At 41.8% G+C, this 24653-nt stretch carries 21 protein-coding genes and 2 tRNA genes; 13 read left to right on the top strand and 10 right to left on the bottom strand.

Features of this window, described 5'->3' with window-relative positions; translation table 11 throughout:
* Positions 1 to 40: 40 nt before the first annotated feature.
* The 7 genes from ACM0OR_RS05400 to ACM0OR_RS05370 all read left to right on the top strand — a co-directional run bounded on the left by ACM0OR_RS05400 (position 41) and on the right by ACM0OR_RS05370 (position 7130).
* The gene (locus tag ACM0OR_RS05400; protein ID WP_414575326.1) at positions 41 to 1036 is read left to right on the top strand and encodes a baseplate J/gp47 family protein; all 996 of its coding nucleotides are present in this window, start codon (positions 41 to 43) and stop codon (positions 1034 to 1036) included.
* On the top strand, positions 1036 to 1599 hold the full coding sequence (locus ACM0OR_RS05395; RefSeq protein WP_414575325.1) for a phage tail protein: 564 nt from the start codon (positions 1036 to 1038) through the stop codon (positions 1597 to 1599). Before ACM0OR_RS05400 ends, ACM0OR_RS05395 begins: the two co-directional genes overlap by 1 nt.
* 1 nt (position 1600) lies before the next feature.
* Positions 1601 to 3043, top strand: a complete 1443-nt coding sequence (locus tag ACM0OR_RS05390; RefSeq protein ID WP_414575324.1) for a hypothetical protein — start codon at positions 1601 to 1603, stop codon at positions 3041 to 3043.
* A 33-nt stretch (positions 3044 to 3076) separates the two neighbouring features.
* Positions 3077 to 4213: a tail fiber protein gene (locus tag ACM0OR_RS05385; RefSeq protein WP_414575323.1), complete on the top strand. Its 1137-nt coding sequence runs from the start codon at positions 3077 to 3079 to the stop codon at positions 4211 to 4213.
* Between the two features lie 3 nt (positions 4214 to 4216).
* Positions 4217 to 6271 (top strand): hypothetical protein, encoded by a 2055-nt coding sequence (locus ACM0OR_RS05380; RefSeq protein ID WP_414575322.1) that lies wholly within the window; start codon positions 4217 to 4219, stop codon positions 6269 to 6271.
* A 14-nt stretch (positions 6272 to 6285) separates the two neighbouring features.
* The gene (locus ACM0OR_RS05375; protein WP_414575320.1) at positions 6286 to 6732 is read left to right on the top strand and encodes a hypothetical protein; all 447 of its coding nucleotides are present in this window, start codon (positions 6286 to 6288) and stop codon (positions 6730 to 6732) included.
* 80 nt (positions 6733 to 6812) lie between these two features.
* Positions 6813 to 7130 (top strand): hypothetical protein, encoded by a 318-nt coding sequence (locus tag ACM0OR_RS05370; protein WP_414575319.1) that lies wholly within the window; start codon positions 6813 to 6815, stop codon positions 7128 to 7130.
* 119 nt (positions 7131 to 7249) lie between these two features.
* On the opposite strand, the gene ACM0OR_RS05365 is transcribed toward ACM0OR_RS05370, so the two are convergent.
* The 6 genes from ACM0OR_RS05365 to ACM0OR_RS05340 all read right to left on the bottom strand — a co-directional run bounded on the left by ACM0OR_RS05365 (position 7250) and on the right by ACM0OR_RS05340 (position 12762).
* Positions 7250 to 7321 (bottom strand) — tRNA-Thr (locus ACM0OR_RS05365).
* A 58-nt stretch (positions 7322 to 7379) separates the two neighbouring features.
* A tRNA-Tyr gene (locus ACM0OR_RS05360) sits at positions 7380 to 7462 on the bottom strand.
* Positions 7463 to 7596: 134 nt separating this feature from the next.
* Positions 7597 to 9417, bottom strand: coding sequence for an ABC transporter ATP-binding protein (locus tag ACM0OR_RS05355; protein WP_414575318.1), 1821 nt, complete (start codon positions 9415 to 9417; stop codon positions 7597 to 7599).
* A 153-nt stretch (positions 9418 to 9570) separates the two neighbouring features.
* Positions 9571 to 10350, bottom strand: coding sequence for a DUF6816 family protein (locus ACM0OR_RS05350; protein ID WP_414575317.1), 780 nt, complete (start codon positions 10348 to 10350; stop codon positions 9571 to 9573).
* Positions 10351 to 10387: 37 nt separating this feature from the next.
* Positions 10388 to 11641, bottom strand: a complete 1254-nt coding sequence (locus ACM0OR_RS05345; RefSeq protein ID WP_414575315.1) for a GTPase family protein — start codon at positions 11639 to 11641, stop codon at positions 10388 to 10390.
* 443 nt (positions 11642 to 12084) lie between these two features.
* On the bottom strand, positions 12085 to 12762 hold the full coding sequence (locus ACM0OR_RS05340; RefSeq protein WP_323264568.1) for a sugar transferase: 678 nt from the start codon (positions 12760 to 12762) through the stop codon (positions 12085 to 12087).
* Between the two features lie 713 nt (positions 12763 to 13475).
* On the opposite strand from ACM0OR_RS05340, the gene ACM0OR_RS05335 reads away from it, so the two are divergent.
* The gene (locus tag ACM0OR_RS05335) at positions 13476 to 13808 is read left to right on the top strand and encodes a hypothetical protein (RefSeq protein ID WP_414575314.1); all 333 of its coding nucleotides are present in this window, start codon (positions 13476 to 13478) and stop codon (positions 13806 to 13808) included.
* Positions 13809 to 13925: 117 nt separating this feature from the next.
* Here ACM0OR_RS05335 and surE read toward each other — a convergent pair whose 3' ends face one another.
* A complete protein-coding gene (gene surE / locus ACM0OR_RS05330) occupies positions 13926 to 14606 on the bottom strand; it encodes a 5'/3'-nucleotidase SurE (protein ID WP_323264569.1) in 681 nt (226 codons plus the stop codon).
* 71 nt (positions 14607 to 14677) lie between these two features.
* Positions 14678 to 15607: a M48 family metallopeptidase gene (locus tag ACM0OR_RS05325; protein ID WP_414575313.1), complete on the bottom strand. Its 930-nt coding sequence runs from the start codon at positions 15605 to 15607 to the stop codon at positions 14678 to 14680.
* Between the two features lie 339 nt (positions 15608 to 15946).
* Here ACM0OR_RS05325 and ACM0OR_RS05320 point away from each other — a divergent pair, with 339 nt between their 5' ends.
* From ACM0OR_RS05320 to ACM0OR_RS05310, 3 genes are all read left to right on the top strand, one after another.
* On the top strand, positions 15947 to 17164 hold the full coding sequence (locus ACM0OR_RS05320) for a glycosyltransferase family 4 protein (protein ID WP_414575312.1): 1218 nt from the start codon (positions 15947 to 15949) through the stop codon (positions 17162 to 17164).
* Between the two features lie 346 nt (positions 17165 to 17510).
* Positions 17511 to 18650, top strand: a complete 1140-nt coding sequence (locus ACM0OR_RS05315) for an RRXRR domain-containing protein (protein ID WP_414575311.1) — start codon at positions 17511 to 17513, stop codon at positions 18648 to 18650.
* Between the two features lie 84 nt (positions 18651 to 18734).
* Complete coding sequence (locus ACM0OR_RS05310) at positions 18735 to 20378, top strand: metallophosphoesterase (protein ID WP_414575310.1); 1644 nt, start codon at positions 18735 to 18737, stop codon at positions 20376 to 20378.
* Positions 20379 to 20411: 33 nt separating this feature from the next.
* Here the strand turns inward: ACM0OR_RS05310 and ACM0OR_RS05305 are convergent, their stop codons facing one another.
* On the bottom strand, positions 20412 to 21002 hold the full coding sequence (locus ACM0OR_RS05305) for a DUF4142 domain-containing protein (RefSeq protein ID WP_323267729.1): 591 nt from the start codon (positions 21000 to 21002) through the stop codon (positions 20412 to 20414).
* Between the two features lie 4 nt (positions 21003 to 21006).
* On the bottom strand, positions 21007 to 21603 hold the full coding sequence (ndhI, locus tag ACM0OR_RS05300; RefSeq protein WP_414575309.1) for an NAD(P)H-quinone oxidoreductase subunit I: 597 nt from the start codon (positions 21601 to 21603) through the stop codon (positions 21007 to 21009).
* Positions 21604 to 21784: 181 nt separating this feature from the next.
* On the opposite strand from ndhI, the gene ACM0OR_RS05295 reads away from it, so the two are divergent.
* Together ACM0OR_RS05295 and psaB are read left to right on the top strand one after the other, a co-directional pair.
* Complete coding sequence (locus ACM0OR_RS05295) at positions 21785 to 22000, top strand: hypothetical protein (protein WP_323267727.1); 216 nt, start codon at positions 21785 to 21787, stop codon at positions 21998 to 22000.
* Between the two features lie 343 nt (positions 22001 to 22343).
* Positions 22344 to 24572 carry a photosystem I core protein PsaB gene (gene psaB / locus ACM0OR_RS05290; RefSeq protein WP_414575308.1) on the top strand — a complete coding sequence of 743 codons (2229 nt, stop codon included), beginning with the start codon at positions 22344 to 22346 and terminating at the stop codon, positions 24570 to 24572.
* The last annotated feature ends 81 nt before the right edge of the window (positions 24573 to 24653 follow it).

Here is a 24653-nt window from a genome sequence, read left to right as displayed (position 1 = left end):
GTCATTTTGAAATCTCTCTTAATTTTTATTAGTAAATAAGATGCGTTTTCCCTACGTCAATAAGCTGCCGATCGCAATCATCGTTGATTTCTTAAAGGTGTTAGGTGTGACGCGCCGGCTTGGCACAAAAGCAACAGCCATACTTACCTTCAACCTCAGCGCCCCGTTATCGACTTCTTTTAATATCCCGGCAAACTTTGAGGTAATTGACTCCACAGGTAATTATTCCTTCTTAACTGACACTGCTCTGAGTATCCCGCCTGGTTTAGTAAGTGGCAGCGTCACCGCTACGGCAGAAGTCACTGGTAGTTCATATAACCTTGCCAGCTACACGCTCATAGGCATTCCTAATCCACTTACCTTCCTTTCCTCTGTTACTAACCTAGAGGGAGCTAATGGAGGGAGTGACCCTGAGTCAGATGACCAGGTAATTACAAGAGGATTGGTTGAACTGCGTGTGCGATCGCCTATCAGCCAAGCTGATTTTGAGTTTATAGCCGAGACTGAGTTAGGTGTTGGCTCACGCTGTCGAGCCATAGGTTTACTAGGTGCAAATCGCACGAGTAAGCAGTTGGGAGCTATACATCTCTTCCTATTGAATGCAAACCAAGAACCAGCTAACTCTGCACAGTTGATAAAAATACAACAGTTGTTTAGTGAACGCGTTCCCCTCGGCTCATCCTTATATACCAGCCCAATGGAACTGCTTTCCATATCTGCTGATCTTATTGCCAAGCTCGTCCCTGGTAGGGAAGCCGAAGCTACAGCAGATGAGTTGTGGGAGGCTTACCAATCATTCCTAAATCCCTCACAGTATCCACTTGATGAGGACATCATTTTAAATGAAGTGGAGTTTGCCCTGCGAGCCACTGGTGCAATTAGAGATATTGAAAGCCTGCTTCTGAATGGTCAACCACTAAACGTCCCTTTACCTAATCAATACACCCTGCCGGTTGCCTTTAGTCTAAACATGAGTCTGGTCAGTGATGAAGGGGTTGTATTTGAGCTGTTGCGCGGAGCCGGGGAGTTTGAGTAATGGAAACTAAAGAAGCCTGGGATACAGGCAGACCTATATTCTCTCGCCTGCCTGGAGTGTATCAAGAAAATGAAGTAGCAGACTGGTTAACAGTATTCTTTGATGAACTGCTGGTTGGTGCTAAGGCGCAAGTAGACGGCATTCCCCGACAACTAGATCCTTTACTATGTGATGATGTCTGGCTTGACCGCATAAATCTTATATTTGGTTTCAGTGATGAGTATTGGGATAGAGCCTGGCCAGAAGCTAGCAAGCGCGTGCTACTTGATGGAGCATACACAGAGATTTGGAATAAGCGAGGCACAAGAGCATCACTAAGTTATGTCCTCTCTGCCCTGAACATTGAACACACCATTTGGGAGGGGAGTTCATTCATCTTAGGCACGAGCCAGCTAGATATAAATACTTTAGGTGACGGCTCGTGGCGATACAAAATCCTCCTACCCCGCCGCTATGCCTTCAATGGATTCGAGTTTCAACTTACAAGAAAGATAAATAGGTTGTTTGGCAACCTCTGGTGTGAGAGCGAAGTTATTTATGTTGATCAACTAATTATTAGTTAATATGCCAACTTTAACAGGAACTATTGAAAATGGGAGCGTAGTTGTTCCCGGCAAGCTTGTGTTGACATTAGCCAATGGCACGGTTAAAGACACAGCACCTAAGAAAGTATTTGTGCCTAAACCTATTGAAATCCTCTGCCCTGATGGAGTTATCCCTGGTAGTACAACAGTAGAGGAGACGGAGACTAAATTTACTAGTTATCTATTTGAATACTTTCCTCGCATTAGTACATCACCAGATGTCTTTAGCGAAGACCAGTTAAGCCCGTTTCCCTTTTATTCAATAATTCCTAACATTGCTTCTGTAGACCTTGCCGATTTAGTTCCTACGGGAATGGTTAGCGATGTCTTAGCAACTGGAGCTCTACGGATTGCAAAAATCATTGCTAATGATCCTGCATTAGCTGCCAACATCGGCGGTGTATTTCCTAAAGGTGCATATAATAACTCTGCCTCGTACAAGCGCGGCGATATGGTTTCATATCTCGACCGCTTCTTTATAGCCAGTGAAGTAGCTCCTTTTAGCGGTATTATTCCAACAAATGTTGCGTACTGGATGGAAATCCCTATCCAGCCTACAGGTTCGGTCGCACTCGGAGACTCTACAACTTATGGTGCCGGATGGGATGCTTCAGGATTAGCACCCTCTCAGGATTCTGTTTATGACATCCTTGAAATTATTCAAGGTGCGATCGCGCTTAAAGCAAATACCACATCCCCCACCTTTGCAGGAAATGTTATTGTTCCTAATCAAACTGCTGGGAGTAATAACACAAGAGCTGCTAATACGGCTTATGTTGATACTGGTTTAGCTCTTAAGTCAGATTTGACTTATGTAAATACTCAATTAGCTTTAAAGGCTGATGACGCTGCAACTACATCTGCTTTAGCACTTAAAGCTAATACCACTACAGTTAATACAAGTCTGGCATTAAAAGCTAATTTAGCTTCACCTACGTTTACAGGAAACCCTACAGCACCAACCCCAGCAATAGGTGATAACGATACAAGCCTAGCCACTACAGCTTTTGCACAGGCGCTATGTAGACCAGCATTTAGAGTTAATAAAACGACTGGTACAACCACAACGTTGAACTACACAATTCTATTCAACAGTGAAGCTTTAGATACAAACGCGGCTTTTACTGATGATGGTTTTACTTGTCCTTTGGCTGGTTCATATCTATTTGGTGGTGGGGTAGGACTAACAAATAATGATTCTGTGGTGAGACCTTTCAACATAAACATTAATGTCAATGGTACGCTGTTCAACACATTAGGACAGATAGCTATTGGTAACGGTGGCGCAACACTACCTCTATCCTCTATATTGATTCCCGGCTTGGCTGTTGGGCAGATTGTAACCATTTCGGTAGTTATCCCAGTGAGTTTTAGTTATACCGTCAACAGTGCTTATTTCTGGGGCTTTAGACTCCCTGTTTAATAGTGAAAATTAAATATATTTGAGAATGGAACTATGCGTAAGATTTTCCAAAATGGCGACCTACTTACTGCTGAGGACGTTAACGCGATCGCCTACCCCGCTCTAGATGGAACTGATTTTATAGGTAAGGGCGATAAACTACCTGACACTGATTTAGACGATGGTGCAGATCAGATTAAATCAAGATTTTACAACTTCTACGACCGCTTAAAAGTAAGTCACTCAACTGGGCTTACTTTTTCTTATTTAGGAGGAAGTGTTTTACTTTCTTCAGGTGTAACTGTTGCTATTTCAGCAGCTACTATCGCGGTAGTAGACAACGCCACTTCTTATATTTATGTATCTAATGTTGGTGTAGTTGCAACTGCTTCTACTCTACCCAATGAATGTTACCCATTAGCTAAGGTTACTACTTTAAGTGGTACTATATCCGGCTCAGTTGTAGACCTACGCGACAAACTCATTGATAGAGTGACTCCCGCCTCAATCCCCGCTACTTCTAGCTTTTTACCTGGAATGAGTATTGATTTCTGGGGAGCAACTCTTCCTGCTGGGTGGCTTTGGTGTGATGGAGCTACTTATGCAATCTCAACTTATCCTGCTTTGGCTGCTGCTTTAGGAGCAACATTTGAAGTAGGTGGTGGTAACTTTAGAGTGCCAGATAAAAGAGGTAGAACTTCTGTAGGTGCTGGTGCTGGAACTGGGTTAACTGCTAGAACAGTTGGTCAAACTTTTGGCAACGAAAGTCATACCTTAACCGTTAGTGAAATGCCATCCCATAATCACGGAGTTAGTGACTCAGGACATAATCACGGAGTTACCGAGAATCCCCACACCCACGGATTATCAGACCCTGGACACTTGCACTCTTTCTATGCAAATACCACTGATGGTAATAGTGCAGACCGCGATCGCACCGATGGCTTTATGTCTAAAGGTGGCGTAGCCATCACTGGTGAAGACACTGGTGGAAAAGGGATGATTACAACCAATGCAAGTGGTAATCAAATGGTTGGTACTTCTGCCACTGGTATTGCTGTACAGGGGGCTAAGTCCGGTCTTTCAGTTAATGCCAGTTCAACGGGAATTACTATTAATTCTCAAGGTGGGGGAGGAGCGCACAACAACATCCAGCCGAGCATTGCTTGCAACCACATTATAAAAATATAAGCTATGCCTACTTTTAGAAAGATTGTCGCTCACCTTCAAGGTGTTGGCGGGGTTGTTGCGCGATCGCCTATTAAAGTTCAACACCTTAGCAGGAATAATGCTGATGGTGAGATTTTCTTAGCTAGTGCTGATACCTTCTACACGGATCTCAACGGAGATTGTGAGTTTACACTTTGGTGTAACGAAGAGGGGGAGGTAGCAAGTCAGTATCGCATTACTTTACCCGATGAAAGTTTCTTTGATACTGTCGTGCCTGTTGGCACTAGTGACTTAGAGTTGTCTGTTTTGGAGGATGGAGGCGTGGATTCTAGCGACCCACAATACACATCATTAATTAGTTTTATCTTGAGTGAAATTGGAGATGTTGGTAGTGGCGGCACTGCAACACCTATTGCTTCTCCAACAGTGTCAGGAAAGGTAAAGATTGACGCAGTTGCAGGCGACCCAGTAGTTTACTTAAAATCTACTGTTGATACTTTGCTTGGGTCAAAAGCCAATACATCTGCTTTATCTGCTCATATTGCAGATGATTTAAATCCTCACGAAGTCACAGCCATCCAAGTAGGAGCTATACCAACATCAGAAAAAGGTGTGGTTAACGGCGTCGCAACTTTAAACGGTTCTGGCACTATTCCTGATAATCAGATTGCATCCAACATCACCAGAGATACAGAACTAACTTCAGCCCTAGGAAGTAAAGCTGATAGCTCTGCTTTATCTGCTCACATTGCTGATGCTTTAAACCCTCACGTTGTTAATGCTACTCAGGTTGGTAAGGATACGTCCCAGTGGAATGCCGATAGAATTCAGGGTGTTACTGTTGATGACTCAGCTAAGGCTAATGGAAGAGTCCTTAAGTTTAACTCTGGTACTAACACCCTTATTTATGCTGATGACCTATTAGGGGAGGCTGGGGGAGGTGAAGCCAATACTGCTTCTAATGTAGGTGTTGGCGGCGTAGGTATCTTTAAACAAAAAGCTGGGGTTAACTTTGAGCTAAGAAACATCAACGCAGGCTCAAATAGAATCACCGTAACTCTTGATGCTACTAATAACGAAGTTGATATAGATGTTAACCAAGCTAACTTAACCTTAACTTCTATTGGTGGTACTCTTTCGATAGCCAAAGGAGGAACGGGGGCAACTACAGCAGGCGCAGCTCTAACGGCTTTGGGTGCGATCGCAAGTACAGAAAAGGGGGCTAACAATGGACTAGCTACTTTAGATAGTGGTGGAACTATCCCTGATTCTCAAATCCCGGCAAGTATTACTAGAGATTCAGAACTAACTTCAGGGTTGAGTGGTAAAGCTGATGCTTCAGCACTGACTACTCACATAGCAGATGATGATAACCCACACGTTGTAACTGCTGCACAGGTGGGTAACGCAACCGCTCAATGGAATGCTAGCGCAATCCAAGGTATTTCTGTTAGCACCACTACGCCCACGGTTGACCAAGTTTTAAAATACAACGGAACGATTTGGATTCCTGCTGACGATGAAGAGGGATCTGGTGGGGGGTCTACCCCCGCAATAATTAATGCCACTTATACGAGTGGGCTTTGGTATTACAGCTTTCCAGCCACCGCAACAACTACCGCAGGGTTTAACGCCGGATGGATTACTTATACTCCTGTTGTTGTGCGCGATGACTTAACGATTTCTGAGGTCGGGATAAATGTTACAACTTTCGCTGCTAGCTCGACCGTTAGAATCGGTCTTTATACAGATGCCAACGGTCAACCCAATGAGTTGGTAGTTGATTTTGGTACTGTTGAAGCTACTTCAAACGGGGGGAAAAATATTGTCTTAGGTAGCTCATTACTTATCCCTAGGGGTTTCTATTGGGGTGCAATCCAATCAGATACTAACGTCAACTTAACAACTATTAGCTCATCGCCTATTACTCAATACCAGTTAGGCTCAAGCAGTATTGGCACGACAAACTTTCAGGGATATAGAACAAATGTGGAAACCGTTGCGGCTCTCCCAGATCCCGCAATAATCACACTGACCAATTCTGGTGCTGCGGCGTTGCTTTGGTTTAAATCTGTTTAATTAAGGAGAAAAACATGGAATTTCAATATTTCTCAAGAATGCAGGCAAATGGTGAACCTGCTCGCTATGTTCCATTAGGCGTAGAGGAAAGCATTATAGTAGAATTTACCTCTACTTTAGAGTTGATGGAAGAGGGTTTTTATCCAGAAAGAATTAATGGTGACTTAGTTCTATATGATGATTTTGATGACCAAGGGAACATATTTTTTGATCAGAACGAATACCCAGAACCAGCAGAAGGTTATCGCTATTTTTCAAGAGTTGAAGAGTTTATCCCTCATCGCTATTCACCACTGGAAAAAGGTGTGAAAACAATTAAAACCTTTTACCCGCCCTTTAGATTGGTTTTTATGCCAGAAGGGTTTGTGCCAAGTAGGTACGACAAGACCATTGTGATGTATGACGATTTCACAGAACAAGGTGATTTACTGTTTAACCCTGAAGACTATGAGAACAATTAATCAACGGGCGCTCGCCTAACCCCCTTAACTTCTTTAGGCAGAGTTAAGGGGTTTTTCATAAAAATCACAGGAGTGTTCTTATGAACAGCAAGACAATAACATCTGTCGTAGCTATATCACCTCAAGCCCAGGATAAAATCATTGACCAAATACTAGTTCAATCAAGCGGCGTGGGTCTGGGTATAGTTCTTTCCGTATGTGGCGCTGTGGCAATAGCTTATTGGCTTAATCTTAAACCCGCTATAGCTAGTTGGGTTGAGAAGCAGCGCGTAGAATCAGAAGCCATTAAATCTCTTAGCGAGACATTTAGTGATTTCGCACGGGAGTATCGTGACTCCGCTAAAGAGATCAAGGATACCTTGGACAATATTAAAGATATCGTCCTTAAAAAGAGATAGTCAATTCGTTCTATACTTAGGGCAGTTTTATGCCAGGGCTTAGGGCAGTTGTATTCATATCCTAATGTGTTATCAGTGATAAATAACTATAGAATTACCGTTACATAAGGATTTTACAAAGCCCGTGACGAGGATTGAACTCGTGACCTCACCCTTACCAAGGGTGTGCTCTACCACTGAGCCACACGGGCGAATTTTGAAAATTCTAGATTTTGAATTTGCATGAAATCCAAAACCTAAAATTGAAGGTGGGCCGGGCTGGATTTGAACCAGCGTAGGCGTAAACCAACGGATTTACAGTCCGTCTCCATTAACCACTCGGACACCGACCCGTATGTCCCACGATTTACAATAATAGCAGCATATTTTAGAAATGGCAAGGGCTTTAGAAAAATTTTAGGAAGTTTGTAGTCAGGACTTTAGTCCTGAAAGTTTCTAAGCACTAAAATCCTGACTATAAAACTGTCTAATCTAGAAGTTCTCCGGTTTCTTGCAGGGAGTGCAAGCGGCGATAAATGCCTTCATGACGCAAGAGTTCATCATGACTACCAACTTCTACAATCTTTCCTTGATCTAGAACGACAATCTTATCTGCTTCCCTGACTGTACTCAGGCGGTGAGCAATGACGATTGTGGTACAAGTCCCTTGAATCGATCGCATCGCTAATTGAATGGAACGCTCAGACTCGTAATCTAGACTAGAGGTGGCTTCGTCAAAAATCAGCACATCGGGTTGTACTAGCAAGGCTCTCGCAATACCCAAACGCTGTCTTTGTCCACCAGATAACCTGACGCCACGTTCCCCAACAACGGTGTAATAACCTTGGGTTAGTTGCTGCACTACTTCATCAACTCTGGCAATTCTACAGGCTTCTTGAACTTCTTCCAAGGTAGCAGTCGGTCTACCATAGGTGAGGTTTTCCAAAATAGTCCCGTTAAACACGTCTACTTCTTGGTGTACGATCGCCAGCCTGCGTCTATACTTACCTACATTCAGGGTGCGAATATCTTGACCATCAATGAGAATTTGTCCATCTTGGGGTTCAAAATAACGCAACAGTAGCTTCACCAAGGTAGACTTACCAGAACCAGAACGTCCGACTAAAGCGACTGTTTGGTATGGTTCAATCAACAAGTTGATATCTTGCAGCACTTTACGGTTAGCATCATAACCAAAACCAACGTGAACAAATTCAACTTTGCCAGTAAATTTATAGGGTAATGTTGTCTCGTCTTCTTTACCTAAAATCCCAACTGATTCATTACCAATTGGTTCTTGTAGAAATTCATGAAATCGCAGCATGGAAGAATAGCGACGAGCAAAAACTTCTGCTAGGGTGCTAATTGGTTCTAACTCAGCATAAGCCATACTAGAAAGAGTTAAAGTCATGACAAAATGACCGAGGGAAACTCTACCATTTACTGTGGCTACTAACGTTAAACTCAAAATGCTAAATACACAAAACTGAATTACGGCTTTTTGCCAAGTCAGCAGTTTCACATAACCTTTGTGAATGCGATGATCTACTACTTTTAGCTCTCGATCTAAACGTTGCTTTTGGCGTTTTAATTCTTTGCCTTCCGTTGCAAAAGCCTTGACAGTTTTGATATTAGTGATTAGTTCAGAAGTCCGGCTTTCCGTATCTTCCATGTATTTATCTAATTTGCTTTCATGCCAAATTATCCGTTTTAATTCCTTCAAGCTAAAGCCAAGTATAGCTACAAAAGAAATTAAATATAACAGAGCAATTCGCCATTCAATCAACACAATAAATACAAAAATTCCCACCACACGAAACATTTTAGGAATTAACTGTCCGGCGATTTCAGGATATGTCCAAGTGTGGTTAGAAATACCTCTAGCAACTCTGCCGGCTATCCGTCCGGGGTTATTTTCATCATAAAATTCTAGTGGGAGAGTCAGAATTTTTTCGATGGCAATTTGGGTTTTATCCCGACGCGATCTTAAGGCGATATCCCAGTGAAACCAACTAGTTAACCAAGGTTGTGTGGGTGCTTTGATTACAGTCACCAGGAAAATTATCCCTAGCAACACACCTAATGATAGAGTTTTATTGGCTGGATAATTAGTAGAATCGGAAAAAATTGCGATCGCCTGCGTCAATGGTTGATCCAAAGGTTGACCAGACAGAACATTTAAAATCTGTCCAATCGCATAAGGGACAAGCAAATCCACAATTTCGTAAATACTAGACGCTGCAATACTGAAAACACTCAGCTTCCAGTCGGGACGAAAGTAATTGAGAAGGTCTCGAAATTTAGCCATGATGCACACTGCCCAAGAGTGCGAGTGTTCGCTTGGAGTTATAATATTACATACATAATACAATTGTAGTCAATAGCTAAATCAATAAATCACCCGAATGGGTGAGAGATTTGAGCGGTGTAGGGGTGTAGATGTTTAAAATCTTTACATCTGTTATTTCTGGGGATAAAATTCTAACCGATAGCGATAAAGAGCTACGGGTTGAGAAACAGCCTGAAAATAATCTGGGTCTTGGGGTGAGAGATAGACAGCAGTAACTTGATCTGCTTCAATCGCTGGATTATTTGTAGAAAGTTGATGATAAGCTGTAGTAGATTCAACTGAGTTTAAATAAGGTCGAGAACCACCTTTAAATATTTGTTGAAATAACTCTGAAGTGATAAATTTTCCCTCTGGTGTATTTTCTGTGGCGCGTGCAGTCACAATCGAAATTAATTGGCGTTCTCCCCGTAAAAAGGTAATTTGACGATTAGGAGAATCAGGATCAACTTTGACTGTTAATACCGTTTCATCTCCCAAATAAGCCCGCGCTAAATTCAAGCTATTAAATGCTCTATCTGCAACTAAATCTTTAGAATGATTATTTATTTTAGGAATTATTTTTAAGCCAGAACTAGGTATTTTTGATGGAATAAACCGGACTAAAAAACTGACAGGTTTGTTGAGTTCTTGGCGATTTCCTTCAAATCCAGGTGTAACTATATTTGGTGCTAAAGGTGCGGCTAAATCTACCAAAGTGCTTTTAACTTCCCAATTTCCCGCCATCCATTCCGGGTAAACTAAATCTCCCGTTGCTGTTTGCACAGAGGTTAGTTTTTTCCACTGAGGAAAGTTAGCCAAGTGTTCAGACAATTCACCAGCTATTGCATGATCATTCCATCCCAATAGAAATAAAAACACTAAGCAGATACTTAAAATTGCTTTTTTAGTCATTAGTCATTAATCATGAGCTTTTCCCCTACTCCCTCAATTAACCCTTGATTCCCTTAAAGCGTTCCTTAGCTTTCTCAAATGCTTCTTGCATTACCGACTGAATTTCTTGGGGATCGGGTTTATTACCACCCATTAAATCACCAAAGTAGACACAGGCGGTTTCCCCTAATGACCAAGTGTAAGCAGCTGCCCAAGATGCCGCGATCGCACTACCAAAACCTGGTACAAATTTAATTAACTCTCTACCAATGGCTTGGGCTAAAAAACCACCTGCGATCGCACTTACAATACCACCGGCTTGCGATGGCGACAAGTTCTGTCCGTAGAGTTTCCCTAATATAGTCACCATCGAAACTTGCAAGGCGGTTAATACAGGCATAGTAGCAAAGGGTAATGGCACAGCCGAGAGGGTAGCCGCCATCACAGCGAATGATAAAATATAACGTCTGCCTGCATCTCGGTAGATATTGCCCAGTTTCTCTGATGCTTGCTTATCTAATAGCTGGTAAATCGCCTGCGCTTCTGCTTCGGGGAGCAATTCTGCCAGGCTATCCCTAAGTGCATCTAAGCCGTAAAATACAGGATTATAGCCATCTTCCTCTAAGGTAAAGTCAATGAGAACCGAGCGATCGCATAATCCCGCAAAGGCTTCTTGAATCGCCCCAAAAGCCCGATTCATCTCCTCATAGTCTGGGGGATAGGTTGGATGGTCACAGAGGCTGGGAGGGTAAATTTCATGCAAGCAGGTAACTGCTAGTAAACAGGGTACTTCTGGGTACTTCTGACGCAACTGTTGAGCAATCTGGCGTAGGGTGTCAGTAGCGAAGTCGTTAATTTTTACTGTCAAAATTAAGACTCTGGCACGTTTGGTTTCCTGTTGTAAGTCTCCTACCAACTCTTGAATAATCGCCTGGGTTTCTTGGTTGATATCTCCTAGCCCTACTGTATCAGTAAAAATCAGCAACGGCAGTTCATTGGAAGGATAAGCATACCGTTCAGTATGTTGTGTGTGGGGACGATATCCCTGTCCGACAATCTCAGCCGACACCCCTGTTAATCCCCGGATAATGGAACTTTTGCCAGCTTGGGGTTTACCGATTAACAAAGCCTCTGTTGTTGGTAGTTCTTTGCGGACTCTCTCTAAAATTTCTGTAATTTCAGTTTCGCTAACACTAAACCACTGTGCTACTGTCTGTGTAACTTGGTCTACAGGTACACGTTGTCTTAAACCTCCGGCTGTCTTCTTCCAGGCACCAGTTAGGCGATTTCTCCAAGATTTTGGTCTAATCATCGTCACTAATTCGTAATTCGTAATTTACGCCGTGTGCAACTTTCTCTCAAACCTAACCCCCAACCCCTTCCCTACATTCTCTTCTCCCAAAGGGAGACGCTACGCGAACGAGAGGCTACGCCAACGCGCAGCGTCCCGCAGGGAACGTAAGAGAAGCAAGCTATGGAGAGGGGTTTCAAAAATAAGTTGCACATCGCGTTAATTTGTAATTTTTTGGTTATTGCTCTCAACTACAATTTTGCCGTTAACTGAGTAGAAATGGTAATTTTTATGCCTTGGACTAGTATCAACAAAACTTAAAAAACCGGGTTTCTCAAGAGCTATCAAGGCTTTCAACCTCAAATATACTCAAGAAATCCGGTTTTTGACCCAGGTGCAAGATGTCAGCCTCACACTAGCAGCTAGGAAAAGAAGAAACAAGTCAAATCCTCTTCATTTCTGCGTTAACAAGCTCCAATTCTGCCAACAATGACGTAGATGGTCTTAAAAATTAGATATACATCGTATAGTGGATGCCAATTGCTTTGATAACGTAGGTCTAATTCAACTATTTGTTCAAAATCTTTTACTTGCGATCGCCCATGAACTTGCCATTCACCGGTCAATCCTGGTTTGACGTTTAAACGTTGCCAGTGGCGGTTGTTATACTTTGCTACTTCATCACCAGTGGGTGGACGTGTTCCCACTAAACTCATATCGCCCATCAACACATTCCAAAACTGGGGGAGTTCGTCTAAACTGGTGCTGCGTAAAAAGCGTCCTACTTTTGTGACGCGGAAATCATTTTTGTTCTTAAATACGAGTCCATTAGCTTCGTTGTCTACTAAAGATTTGAGGTTCTCCGCATCGTTGACCATTGAACGGAATTTCCAAATGCGAAAGGGACGACCGTAAACTCCGTAGCGTTCTTGAGAGAAGAAAATCGCACCGGGACTATCGAGTTTGATGGCGATCGCGATCGGTATAAATACAATAGCAAAAATCAACAGTCCCACCAGACTCCCTAAAATATCGAGACAACGCTTAAATTTTGACTGTACTGATGGATGTTGAGTAAATTCTAATCTCCAGTCTTGATAAGTATCACTTTGCAAGATTTTTTGTACAGGTGTTGGGTACATGGTACATTCTCTAGCCGAATGTTTAGGAACAATGGTAGTATTACTGATTTTCGCTCAGGATATAAACATTACTTCATATAAAACTGATATTTCACAGTATATTTACTTGATCTTCATCTAAATTCAGGAAATCATTAAGTTTTATGAATTTAAGATAAAGAGAGATAAATATATCTCATAGAGGATGATTGGCACAGATTAATATGTATAAAAGAACTCATCCAGCTTAAAAATTGTTCCTAGTGCAAGCTAGCAAGTTAAATTTGACGGGTAAGGAAATTCGTAGAATAGCGTTTCTCGGTTGAGTGAGGTAGAAGAAATCCACCCCCAAACCTCTCCCCCGAAGTTCTGTTCGGTGGAAACGGCCGCTCAGACTTCGCTCTGCCGCGAAGAGGGAACTATGATATACCTCATGTGATGAGGAAATGCTATAGCTTAAACAACTAAATAAGCTGGGCAAAAATCACTATTTAGTTTAAAAAGGTTGAAAAGCTTCTGCAATAAGTTTTCCTACCTTCTACATTTTTGTAATATCTAAATTACATAGGTTAAAAAGTGAAACAAAACTAAGAAAATATCACTTAACTAGAAAAAATGCTTCTATCATTTGCCAGAAGCAGTAACAAACAACTTAGAAATATTATTAACGCAGCGATTATATCAGGCTGTTTTTAGTAAATTAAATTACTTATTATTGATATTCAAATACACAAATGCTCTCTCACTATCGGGGTAGTCAAGACATGATTTCATCTGGGGTCGAAGTAAAAATTAACCGCCTAGAATCCATTGTTGAGCAAATTGGAGAAGCTGTACTCTCTACAACTGAAACAATTGAACGTCTGGCAGACAGATTAGAAAATCTTAGTTGCCAAGTTGAAGCGCAAGGCAAGCAGTTACAGCAACAAGGGTATCAAATTTTTGCCTTGTGTGATGCAGTCCAAAGTCTGGCCGAATCGCAGGATGACTCATTGCAAAAATTGGCTCAACTCACACAAACTTTAGATAAATTGACTTCATTAATTCAGGGATTAGATGAGTGCTGAGTTGTGTTAGCGGTAGCGCGGCTTTTAGCCGGTGCTGAGTAATGAGTAATGAGTGCTGAGTGCTAGTTGTGAGTTTTAAATTTTTCTCCAATGTCCAATGCCCAATTCGCAATGCTCTTAAACTTTTAATTGAGTAACTGAAATATTACCAGAAAAGCAAACATCTACATCACTGCCAGGTGTGCGATCGCGTTTGCCATATTCCCCCACATAATAAAAATCATCACCATCAATGCGATAGTTGACTGGTAAAGGTTTATTACAAGGTTGGCAGAACACCAACTGCGGTTCTGGTTCTCCTGGTTGTAGATGGGGTAAGTTCACGTTCCAAAAACATCCCGATTCTAGGGGACGGTGTAATAAGTCGGTTAAAACCTCAGCCGTCAACTTAGCCGCCAACTCCCAATCAAAATTTTGCTTGGCTTTACGATAATGGGAGATGGCGATACCGGGGATACCGTGCATGGCGGCTTCTCGTACAGCCGCGACAGTACCAGAAATGTAAGCATCAACTCCCAAGTTACCGCCGGCGTTGATTCCTGACAAAACAAATTTGGCATCTTGACACAGTTGCGTTAAGGCAATTCTGACACAATCAGCAGGAGTACCAGCGATCGCATACTCAAAATCAGAACGCCGCTTCAGATTAATTGGACGAGTAGTCGTGACTTGATGACCACAACCAGATTGATGATGCTTTGGTGCAGCAATCAGCACATTTTTAGCATTGACAGCTTGCGCCAACGCTTTAATCCCAGGCGCATCAATACCGTCATCATTAGTTAAAATTATGGTCACGTCGCTTCGCTCCGAATTCAAAATTCAAAAAAACTCTTCCCTGTCACCTGTCCCCTGTCCCCTGTCCCCTGTCACCTATCACCTATTACCTCTTCCCTGTCTCCATCCCAGGCGGTAAGAAAGTTCCAGTTTTCGTCATCTTCCTGATTTTCAGGTTGCTGACTTCCTAGTTCTTTTACTTCTCGCAAATTTTCATAATCGCCTGAGTCTACCCACTTCAAAAGTTCAGATGCTCTCATTACTGTCCAGGGTAGAAGATGTTCCATAAAGCTAAAAGTTTTAGCAAATTGATCCAAACTATCGAGATTATTAAATTCAAAAGCACGAGCCTGAATTAAAAAATCATTGATTGTATCTTCATTCAAATATTCCTGTGGTAAGCCACCCAATTTCATCAAAGCAGTAATCGCCGCATCTAGATTTTGACAAGCCAATAAACCAGCGCGATCGGCAGTAAATTTGGACATAATCATCCAGTTATATAAGGCAATTTCTATACCATTAACAGCTAGTCCACCTATTCCTAATGTTGTACTACTAATCAAGTTCTTAACCACAGGCATAACATGAGCCATTTGTTGATATGCCAGATATTTGCCTTTAATTTTTGCAACTTCGTGTCCAAACACAAACAACAATTCATCATGGGAAAGCCATTCCATCCCTTCCAGATTTATCCCTACTACTGGCTTTTCTACCCCAACGGCGTAGGCTTTAATGTACCCTGTGCCGCGAAATAAAAACAGTTCTGGAATAGGATTAATATTGAGGATGTTACAGGCTTCCAAAAAAGCATCATTGAGACTGGGAAAATTACGAGGCGTGACTTTAAATTCACAACCAGTTATTTGCATCCGCAGTAATTTATCGATGCCATATTCATTGACTTTTTTCAACAATAAACGTAGGACTGGAGTCCGTTCTAAAGAGACGAGTGCTTGATGATCAAATGGATGCTCATAAAACTCTGTTTTCAACCCGATAAATTGTTTTTTTGTCATAAGTTTGGGTGTTTAACATAACAATGTGACATCTCCTACACTGATGCTTTCCTTCGGAACGCTCCGCGAACGCATACAGTGTAGGCTTCCAAGACAATCCGGCTATTGCTTAGGAGGCTCTTGGCTTTAAGTTAAGAACGGAATGCCCTACCGCCCTATTTTTTATATTGATTGCAGGTTATTAGCTTTAAAGCTGTACTTTAGCAGGCTAGGAAATGCTATGATTAGTCGGCTTTTCGTAGCTTAAATTTAATAAAACTTCACAAAAACCGATAAATATAAATGACATCCATGCGTTAATCAGGTCATGGTATAGGTATCATTATTTGATTTAGTTGTATGAATATCTTAATGCTATCTGCCACCTTTCCCTATCCACCTACACGGGGGGGAACACAGGTGAGGACGTTTAATTTACTAAAATATCTCAGTCAAAATCATACTATTACTTTAGTAACTCAACGCGATCGCGATGTTACAGACGCAGAAATCGCCGGTTTAGAGGATTGCGTAGATCACTTAGTTGTTTTTGATCGTCCGCCAGAGAGTGGCACAAATGGGGGAATAGTCAAGAAAATACAGCGATTGAGTCAATTCTGGCTACAGGGGACACCACCAAGTGTGCTTACCCGCTACTCCAGCGAGATGCAGGCGTGGATTGATAGGGTTGTAGAGGAGGGAAAATATGATGTGATGACCTGCGAACACAGCGTCAATGAAATTTACGTGCGATCGCATTTCCAAAAACATCTCAAAACTATAGTGAATGTTCATAGTTCTGTCTACGGTACTTGTCTCAATCAGCTAACAAGCGGTGTTTCGGAAAATGTGCTGCGAGATAAAATTAATTTGCCTCTGTTACGCCGCTATGAACAGAAATATTGCTCTAAGTTTTCCGCGATTGTAGTCACGACAGAAGAAGATAAAATCCAATTGCAGGAATTTAACTCAAAAAGTCACATTGCAGTCATTCCTAATGGTGTAGACTTCGTAACCTTCCCCTACCGCACTACTGACCCACATGGACATAAATTAGTATTTATCGGTGCAATGGATAATCTGGCAAATATTGATGCTGTCTGCTTCTTTGGTAATCAAGTATTGCCAGAAATTCAAAAATATTATCCTGATACTACTTTCGATATTGTTGGTTCTCGACCTACACAGGAAGTTTTAGCACTGCGAACCCAACCAGGAATTACTGTAACTGGACGTGTACCTTCAATGGTAGATTACCTCCACAAAGCAACCGTCTGCGTTGTCCCCATGCGGACGGGTTTTGGAATTAAAAATAAAACCTTAGAAGCCATGGCCGCAGGTGTGCCGGTCGTAGCCAGCGATCGCGGTTTAGAAGGACTGGCTGTAGATGGTGATAATATACCTTTGGCAGCATTAAGAGCCAATCAAACCGCAGAATACATTGATGCCATTAAGCAACTGTTCGAGCATCCACAACTACGGGCAGAATTATCTCACAACGGCAGACAACTGGTAGAAACAGAATTTACTTGGCAGATTGCTGGTCAGCGTTATGAGGAAGTATGTATCAAAAAATAACCCTCCAACCAACGCAGTTACGCACTAGCCAAAAATAAAAGAAACACTCTTCTTCCCTGTCACCTGTCACCTGTCCCCTGTCCCCTGTATTTCTTCACAGTATACTAAGAGCGATCGCAGCAGCGAGGCTAAAAGTCAATAACTCAGCCCTAAAGGGACTGAGCTTGTAAAGAACAAACTTTACGTGTTTGACTAGCTCACTGAGACTAATCCTGATACGCACTTCCAAATACTTCCCCAGTTTGGACTATCTGCAAGACTGTTTGTTCAGTCGTTGGTTAAAGACAAGACATTTTGGATTAGTTGAGCGAGGGGACTTAAACTTTACTCCAAGGATTATATCTTTATGCGAGTACCAGTAATTTCAGCAGACAATACACCATTAATGCCAACAAAACCTAGCCGCGCTAGACGTTGGATTAAAGAAGGTAAAGCAATCGGTAAATTCAACAAACTAGGAATTTTTTATGTTCAATTGACCTGTGTGCCATCTGACAAACAAACTCAAGAGATTGTAATTGGTTTAGACCCAGGAAAAATGTTTTCTGGTGTAGCTGTTCAATCTCAAAAATACACACTACAAATGTTGCATCTAGTTCTTCCGTTTAAAACAGTTAAAGACAGAATGGAACAACGGTCTATGATGCGTCGTGGTAGACGTGGTAGACGAATTAATCGTAAATTATCCTTCAATAAACGTAGCCATCGTCAAGCTAGATTTGATAATCGGCGTAGCTGCAAACTACCTCCAAGTATTCGAGCAAATAAAGATTTAGAGTACCGAACAATCAATTTATTGTGTGAAATCTATCCAGTAGAAACAATTGTTGTTGAAGAGGTCGAAGCACGAGGGAGTAAGAGTTTTAGTCCCGTGATGGTTGGTCAAGGATATCAAATTAACCGACTATCTGAACTGGCTAATGTGGAATTAAGAAAAGGGTGGGAAACATCTAATCTTCGTAAATATTTGGATTTGCATAAAGAAAAATCCGACAAGTCTTTGCAAATTCCAGAAACTCATGCAGTTGATGCTGTTACTTTAGCTTGTTCACAGTTTGTTCAATATAAATCATGGGAAAGTGCTAAAACTCATGGTGCTAGTTGGGTAGGCAATGCAACTATTACTAGTTCTCAATTTACGATTTTACGTCGTCCTCCAATTAGCCGCAGACAACTACATTTAATGACTGCTTCTAAAGGTGGTAGCAGACGTAAATATGGTGGTACTGTAACCCGACACGGATTTAGAAAGGGTGATTATGTCGAAGCTACTCAAGGCAATAAAACATATAGAGGATGGGTTAGTGGAGATACCGAAAAACAAGTCTCTGTCTCTGACCAAAACTGGAAAAGGTTAGGGCAATTTAGTAAAAACAAAGTTCGACTAATTAGACGCTCTATCGGACTAATAAGCACAGTGGTTAAAACCACCCGTGTCGCTTCCCTCTCAGCACGCTTCGTGACTGAAGTTTCCCGCATACTGTGAGGTCTTATGAAACTGCTAACCCCTGTAATTTTGTTTTTTCTATGCCTTACCTTGATTAGTGTGCGTTCATTTGGGCAAACAACTATGACCTCACAACCGCAACTGCTGACCGACCCATTTTTGCAACTACCAACGGAAAATTCAGTCAGAGTAGTGTGGTTTACTGAGTTTACTGGTAAACAACATCAAGTCACCTATGGCGAGAATTTACAGCAAACTACCCCAGCCAGCACCACAAAACTTAGCCGCACACGGGAAGACCAAAACTCACGAGTCGCCAAGCAAACCCAAAACGGACAAGTTTATCAACAACCAGTCAAGCGCAATATCTGGCGACATGAAGCTAAGGTGACTGGGTTAACTCCTGGGGTGCGGGTTAACTATCGTGTCACCAGTATCAGAGAAGACGGTCAAAGTATCAGCAGCGATGTATTTACCCTTGCACCCACCCCCCAACCAAACACACCGCTAAAAATTCTCCTCACCTCAGACCACCAACTCAAACCCATGACCCCAGCAAATCTGCAAAAGGTTGTGGAAACTGTCGGACAAGTAGATGCAGTCTGGTTCGCTGGTGATTTAGTGAATGTCCCTGACCGCGCCTCAGAATGGTTTGATGATAATCGGGGGAATGGGTTTTTTCCTGGGTTGCAAGGTCGCGCTAGTTATGAAATAGAACACAACGGCGTGAAGACAACCTACAAAGGTGGGCAAATCATTCAACACGCACCCATGTATACTTGCATTGGCAATCATGAAGTCATGGGCAGATTAGCCAGAACTGGCAGCTTAGATGGTGAATTTAATGATACGATTCCCCGTGATGTTGCCCAAAGGTTATATAGTGGTAAATCTTTAATAGATAATTCATTTAATACATTTACCTACGAAGAGATTTTAACTTTACCCCAAAGTCAAGAGGGTGGTAAAAAATATTATGCAGTTACTTTTGGAGATGTCCGCTTGGTAGTGTTGTACATTACTAATATGTGGCGGACTCCTAATTTAGATGCCTCCTATAAAGGTAGATATAAGGAAGCAGCAACAGATTTGAATCAGCCGGAAAATTGGGGTTATGGGCAGGTAATTTATGAACTAATTAATAAAGGCAGTCAGCAATATAATTGGCTAGAAAAAGAACTCAATAGCCCAGACTTTCAACAAGCCAAATACAAAATTGTCATGTTCCATCACCCGCCCCATACTTTGGGTGATAACATTGTACCCCCCTACACTGAACCTGTACAAATTATTGAACGAGACACTAAAGGCAAAATTAAAGCTGTGCGTTATGAGTATCCTAAGCAATCAGATTATATAATTCGTGATGTTATCCCTTTACTAGAAGCTGCTCAAGTACAACTGGTTTTTTATGGTCATTCCCATTTATGGAATCGCTTTGTTAATTCTAGGGGAATGCACTTTTTAGAAACATCTAATGTTGGTAACTCTTATGGTGCAGCTTGGGGTGAGAAAAAGAGAGAAGTGCCATTTGGTTATCAGGAAGATTATACTGCGATCGGCGACCCCAATGGCTTAGAACCTGTGTTACCTACAATTAATCCTTTGGTGGGTGAACATAGTAAACCTATGCCTTATCTTGCCAGTAATGATATTACAGTTTTTAGTATCTTTGAAACAGCAACGGGTACAATTAGCAGCTATCGTTTTGATACCCGCAAGCCAGATTCGGAAGTGGTCAAATTTGATGAATTTCAGTTGCAATAATTAGCGTTTCAAAGCTCTCCCCTGCGCTCTCTTTTATTGCTGAGTCGGTGCTGCGAACAGTTGATCAACCAATTGCAAATGCGCTTCTATCAGAGGTATACTTTTGGCAGCAAAGGCTTTCAAATCAGTATCTTGACCCAGTTGTAACAGACGACTGTTGAGGATCAATCCTTCCATGTTTCTATTGATACCAGCTTCATTAACGTATGCCTGATCAAAATTTGCGTCAGATAATTTTGATAGTTGCGTGATTAAAGCTTGATATTTAATACCCATATCCGTTGGTGGAGTAATGGCTTTTTGGGTAGCCAACTGCATTAATTCTTGATTTACAGGTGTATAGTCTTTGATCATCTGCTGGGCATATTGTTTAACTTTATCATCCTGAGACTTTTGTAATGCCAAGTTTGCCATTGCGATTTCTGCCATGCCTGCTTGAACCGCTTCTGTCATATATACTCTATCAAGTTGAGTAATTTGGGTTTGCTCTTTAATAGTCTCAGGAGGATTTTGGGTGATTATTTTAGCAGTGGCTGGTAAGTGGGAATAACTAACAACTGCGATCGCTGTACTTAATCCGACAATTCCTATCAGACTAGCAACATTTGTCTTTAATAATTTCATTTTCTTAATGATTATTATTTTCTAAATTTTGCTCTAAAATTTCAGATGGTAATAACCCTGGTCGATGAGCATCATCAGGAACGCCGTGAGGATTTAATACTCCTTTTGGTAAGTAAACTAACTCTCTAAGTGGTGTCACCATTGGGTCATTAGTAACTTTGTAAGGTAATCTCCCCATAGCCACATTATCCATATTTAATTCGTGGCGATCGTATGTACAAAGGTCGTATTCTTCAGTAAATGATATACAGTTAGTCGGGCAGTATTCCACACAGTTACCGCAGAAAATACAGACCCCAAAATCAATGCTGTAATGGTTGAGTTTTTTCTTTTTGGTGGCTTGGTCAAATTCCCAATCTACTACAGGTAGGTTAATCGGACATACCCGCACGCAAACCTCACAAGAGATACATTTATCAAATTCAAAGTGAATTCTTCCCCGGAAACGTTCGGAGGGAATCAGTTTCTCATAAGGATACTGCACAGTAATAGGACGGCGGTTCATATGGTCGAATGTTACTGATAGTCCTTGTCCTATATATCGCCCAGATGCAAATGAGGTTTGGACATAATCACTAACTTGATTGAGAAATTTAAACATCAGTAAATTACTCTTGGTTAACCCTTTTATTTAGCACTTTAATCACTTTGAGCAATTTCAACCTCTCTCTAATGAATGGATTTACAGATAGGTTGAAAAGTAATTCTCAAGAATGATGTAGCCAGCAAATATTTTTTAAATAAATAGCAATATCCTAACTTGAACAACGTGACTACAGTCTATGCAATCAAAAGATAAATCTAGTGTAAATGCTACAAAATTAGTGTTGCGCCGGAATATGCCAAGCAACGATATGAATCAGCAAAGTATTCCAAATGAGCCAATATTTTCCCCTACAAAGGACGGATTTACTCTATTGTTGCGTAGTAGTTTTATCTTGGGATTTTTAGCCATTTTGTTTGTTGCTGCTATTTACTACGGCATTATCAATCCTTGAAAATTAGAGCTAAATTTGCAATTAGAATGGTTTATTTAAAATAAACCACCGTATCCTACGGTAAAGTAAGCGATGCTCAAAAATTATTTCGGCTGTTAATTGCTTAACAAACTAAAAAAGAGATTCATCCTAATCTCTTCCTCTGGTGAGATGGAAGTAGTAGTAGTTAATTTGTTTATTACTCCTATAGAGACGAATCCATCCCGTTATCTACAAATATAATGTCCTGAAATCCGCCTGATTTATCTCTATAAACACCAGTTTTGCTATGAAAAACGTCAAGAATTGCTAGCTGATTAGCAATAGCAAACTAGTTGAGCAAAAAAGGATGTGATCAAAATACATGGCAGTAAAATATCCTAAATTTAGCCAGGATCTTGCTCAAGATCCAACTACGCGGCGCATCTGGTACGCAATGGCTCAAGGTAACGACTTTGAGAGCCATGATGGGATGACAGAGGAAAATTTATATCAAAAAATCTTCGCTACTCATTTCGGTCATGTAGCGATCATTTTCCTCTGGGCTTCTAGCTTATTGTTTCACGTAGCTTGGCAAGGCAACTTTGAACAGTGGATTAGAGATCCTCTACATATTCGTCCCATCGCCCATGCGATTTGGGATCCTCATTTCGGTAAACCAGCCGTAGAAGCTTTTAGTCAAGGTGGGGCTAACTACCCAGTTAACATTGCTTACTCTGGTGTCTATCATTGGTGGTACACCATTGGAATGCGAACTAACAATGATTTGTACATTGGTTCGGTGTTCCTTCTGTTATTAGCAGCAGTATTTCTGTTTGCTGGTTGGTTGCATTTACAGCCCAACTTCCGTCCTAGTTTAACTTGGTTCAAGAGTGCTGAACCTCGTTTAAATCATCACTTAGCCGGTTTATTTGGTGTCAGTTCTTTGGCTTGGGCTGGTCATTTAATTCACGTGGCGATTCCTGAATCTCGCGGGGTTCATGTGGGGTGGAATAATTTTCTGACCACCTTACCTCACCCAGCAGGTTTAGCACCATTTTGGAGTGGGAATTGGGGTGTCTATGCCCAAAATCCTGATACAGCAGGACATATCTTTGGGACTTCTCAAGGTTCGGGAACGGCGATTTTGACTTTTTTGGGTGGTTTCCATCCCCAGACAGAATCTCTGTGGTTGACTGATATGGCGCATCACCATTTAGCGATCGCAGTTATTTTCATTATCGCCGGTCATATGTACCGCACTAACTTCGGTATCGGTCACAGTATCAAAGAAATGCTAAACGCTAAAAATTTCTTTGGTATCCGCACCGAAGGTCAGTTTAACCTGCCCCACCAAGGGCTTTATGACACCTATAACAACTCCCTACACTTCCAGTTGAGTATTCACCTGGCAGCTTTGGGAACAGCCGCTTCCTTGGTAGCGCAGCATATGTACTCCCTGCCGCCTTACGCCTTCATGGCTAAGGACTACACTACCCAAGCAGCGTTATATACCCACCATCAATATATTGCCGGGTTCTTGATGGTTGGGGCTTTTGCCCACGCGGGGATTTTCTGGGTGAGAGACTACGACCCCGAACAAAACAAAGGTAACGTACTCGATCGCGTCCTCCAGCATAAGGAGGCGATTATCTCTCACTTAAGTTGGGTGTCTTTATTCCTGGGTTTCCATACCTTGGGGTTATACGTTCACAATGATGTAGTGGTTGCTTTCGGTACACCGGAGAAGCAGATTTTGATTGAGCCGGTGTTTGCTCAATTTATCCAATCTGCTCACGGTAAACTGCTGTATGGCATGGATGCCCTGTTATCTAATCCAGATAGTATTGCGTTTACAGCCTATCCCAACCACGCCAACGTCTGGCTACCAGGGTGGTTAGATGCAATTAACGCGGGGACTAATTCCCTGTTCTTGACCATTGGCCCTGGTGATTTCTTAGTTCACCATGCGATCGCACTGGGTCTACATACGACTACACTAATTTGTGTGAAGGGTGCATTAGATGCCCGTGGTAGTAAGCTGTTCCCTGACAAGAAAGACTTTGGCTTTAACTTCCCTTGTGACGGCCCTGGTCGTGGCGGTAGTTGTCAAAGTTCATCTTGGCAACAAACCTTTTTCCTCGCCTTCTTCTGGATGCTGAACCTCTTGGGTTGGGTGACATTCTATTGGCATTGGAAGCATTTAGGCGTTTGGCAAGGTAATGTAGCCCAATTTAACGAAAGCTCAACATACCTCATGGGTTGGTTTCGTGATTATCTCTGGGCTAACTCTGCACAGTTAATTAACGGCTATAACCCCTACGGTACAAATAACCTCTCCGTGTGGGCTTGGATGTTCCTATTTGGACACCTAGTTTGGGCAACCGGTTTCATGTTCTTAATTAGCTGGCGTGGTTACTGGCAAGAATTAATCGAAACCCTGGTTTGGGCGCACGAACGCACACCATTAGCCAACTTAGTGCGTTGGAAAGATAAACCTGTAGCTTTATCTATCGTCCAAGGTTGGTTAGTTGGTTTAGCACACTTCACTGTTGGCTATGTGTTGACCTATGCGGCATTCCTCATAGCCTCAACAGCCGGTAAATTCGGATAAAGTTTTCAATTTCCTCTGACCATTTTGCATCATCCCCCTTTATTGCCATTAGAGGGGGATTTTTTTATGTCATAGGTGTTC

It is taken from the genome of Anabaena sp. CCY 9402-a (assembly GCF_963920945.1).
GTDB lineage: Bacteria > Cyanobacteriota > Cyanobacteriia > Cyanobacteriales > Nostocaceae > Trichormus > Trichormus minutissimus.
This window is presented reverse-complemented; position numbering and strand designations above follow the sequence as displayed.

Bases quoted from the DNA above. Each gene is read 5' to 3' on its own strand.
- ACM0OR_RS05400 (WP_414575326.1), top strand. From the start codon at position 41: ATGCGTTTTCCCTACGTCAATAAGCTGCCGATCGCAATCATCGTTGAT.
- ACM0OR_RS05395 (WP_414575325.1), top strand. From the start codon at position 1,036: ATGGAAACTAAAGAAGCCTGGGATACAGGCAGACCTATATTCTCTCGC.
- ACM0OR_RS05390 (WP_414575324.1), top strand. From the start codon at position 1,601: ATGCCAACTTTAACAGGAACTATTGAAAATGGGAGCGTAGTTGTTCCC.
- ACM0OR_RS05385 (WP_414575323.1), top strand. From the start codon at position 3,077: ATGCGTAAGATTTTCCAAAATGGCGACCTACTTACTGCTGAGGACGTT.
- ACM0OR_RS05380 (WP_414575322.1), top strand. From the start codon at position 4,217: ATGCCTACTTTTAGAAAGATTGTCGCTCACCTTCAAGGTGTTGGCGGG.
- ACM0OR_RS05375 (WP_414575320.1), top strand. From the start codon at position 6,286: ATGGAATTTCAATATTTCTCAAGAATGCAGGCAAATGGTGAACCTGCT.
- ACM0OR_RS05370 (WP_414575319.1), top strand. From the start codon at position 6,813: ATGAACAGCAAGACAATAACATCTGTCGTAGCTATATCACCTCAAGCC.
- ACM0OR_RS05355 (WP_414575318.1), bottom strand. From the start codon at position 9,417: ATGGCTAAATTTCGAGACCTTCTCAATTACTTTCGTCCCGACTGGAAG.
- ACM0OR_RS05350 (WP_414575317.1), bottom strand. From the start codon at position 10,350: ATGACTAAAAAAGCAATTTTAAGTATCTGCTTAGTGTTTTTATTTCTA.
- ACM0OR_RS05345 (WP_414575315.1), bottom strand. From the start codon at position 11,641: ATGATTAGACCAAAATCTTGGAGAAATCGCCTAACTGGTGCCTGGAAG.
- ACM0OR_RS05340 (WP_323264568.1), bottom strand. From the start codon at position 12,762: ATGTACCCAACACCTGTACAAAAAATCTTGCAAAGTGATACTTATCAA.
- ACM0OR_RS05335 (WP_414575314.1), top strand. From the start codon at position 13,476: ATGCTCTCTCACTATCGGGGTAGTCAAGACATGATTTCATCTGGGGTC.
- ACM0OR_RS05325 (WP_414575313.1), bottom strand. From the start codon at position 15,607: ATGACAAAAAAACAATTTATCGGGTTGAAAACAGAGTTTTATGAGCAT.
- ACM0OR_RS05320 (WP_414575312.1), top strand. From the start codon at position 15,947: ATGAATATCTTAATGCTATCTGCCACCTTTCCCTATCCACCTACACGG.
- ACM0OR_RS05315 (WP_414575311.1), top strand. From the start codon at position 17,511: ATGCGAGTACCAGTAATTTCAGCAGACAATACACCATTAATGCCAACA.
- ACM0OR_RS05310 (WP_414575310.1), top strand. From the start codon at position 18,735: ATGACCTCACAACCGCAACTGCTGACCGACCCATTTTTGCAACTACCA.
- ACM0OR_RS05305 (WP_323267729.1), bottom strand. From the start codon at position 21,002: ATGAAATTATTAAAGACAAATGTTGCTAGTCTGATAGGAATTGTCGGA.
- ndhI (WP_414575309.1), bottom strand. From the start codon at position 21,603: ATGTTTAAATTTCTCAATCAAGTTAGTGATTATGTCCAAACCTCATTT.
- ACM0OR_RS05295 (WP_323267727.1), top strand. From the start codon at position 21,785: ATGCAATCAAAAGATAAATCTAGTGTAAATGCTACAAAATTAGTGTTG.
- psaB (WP_414575308.1), top strand. From the start codon at position 22,344: ATGGCAGTAAAATATCCTAAATTTAGCCAGGATCTTGCTCAAGATCCA.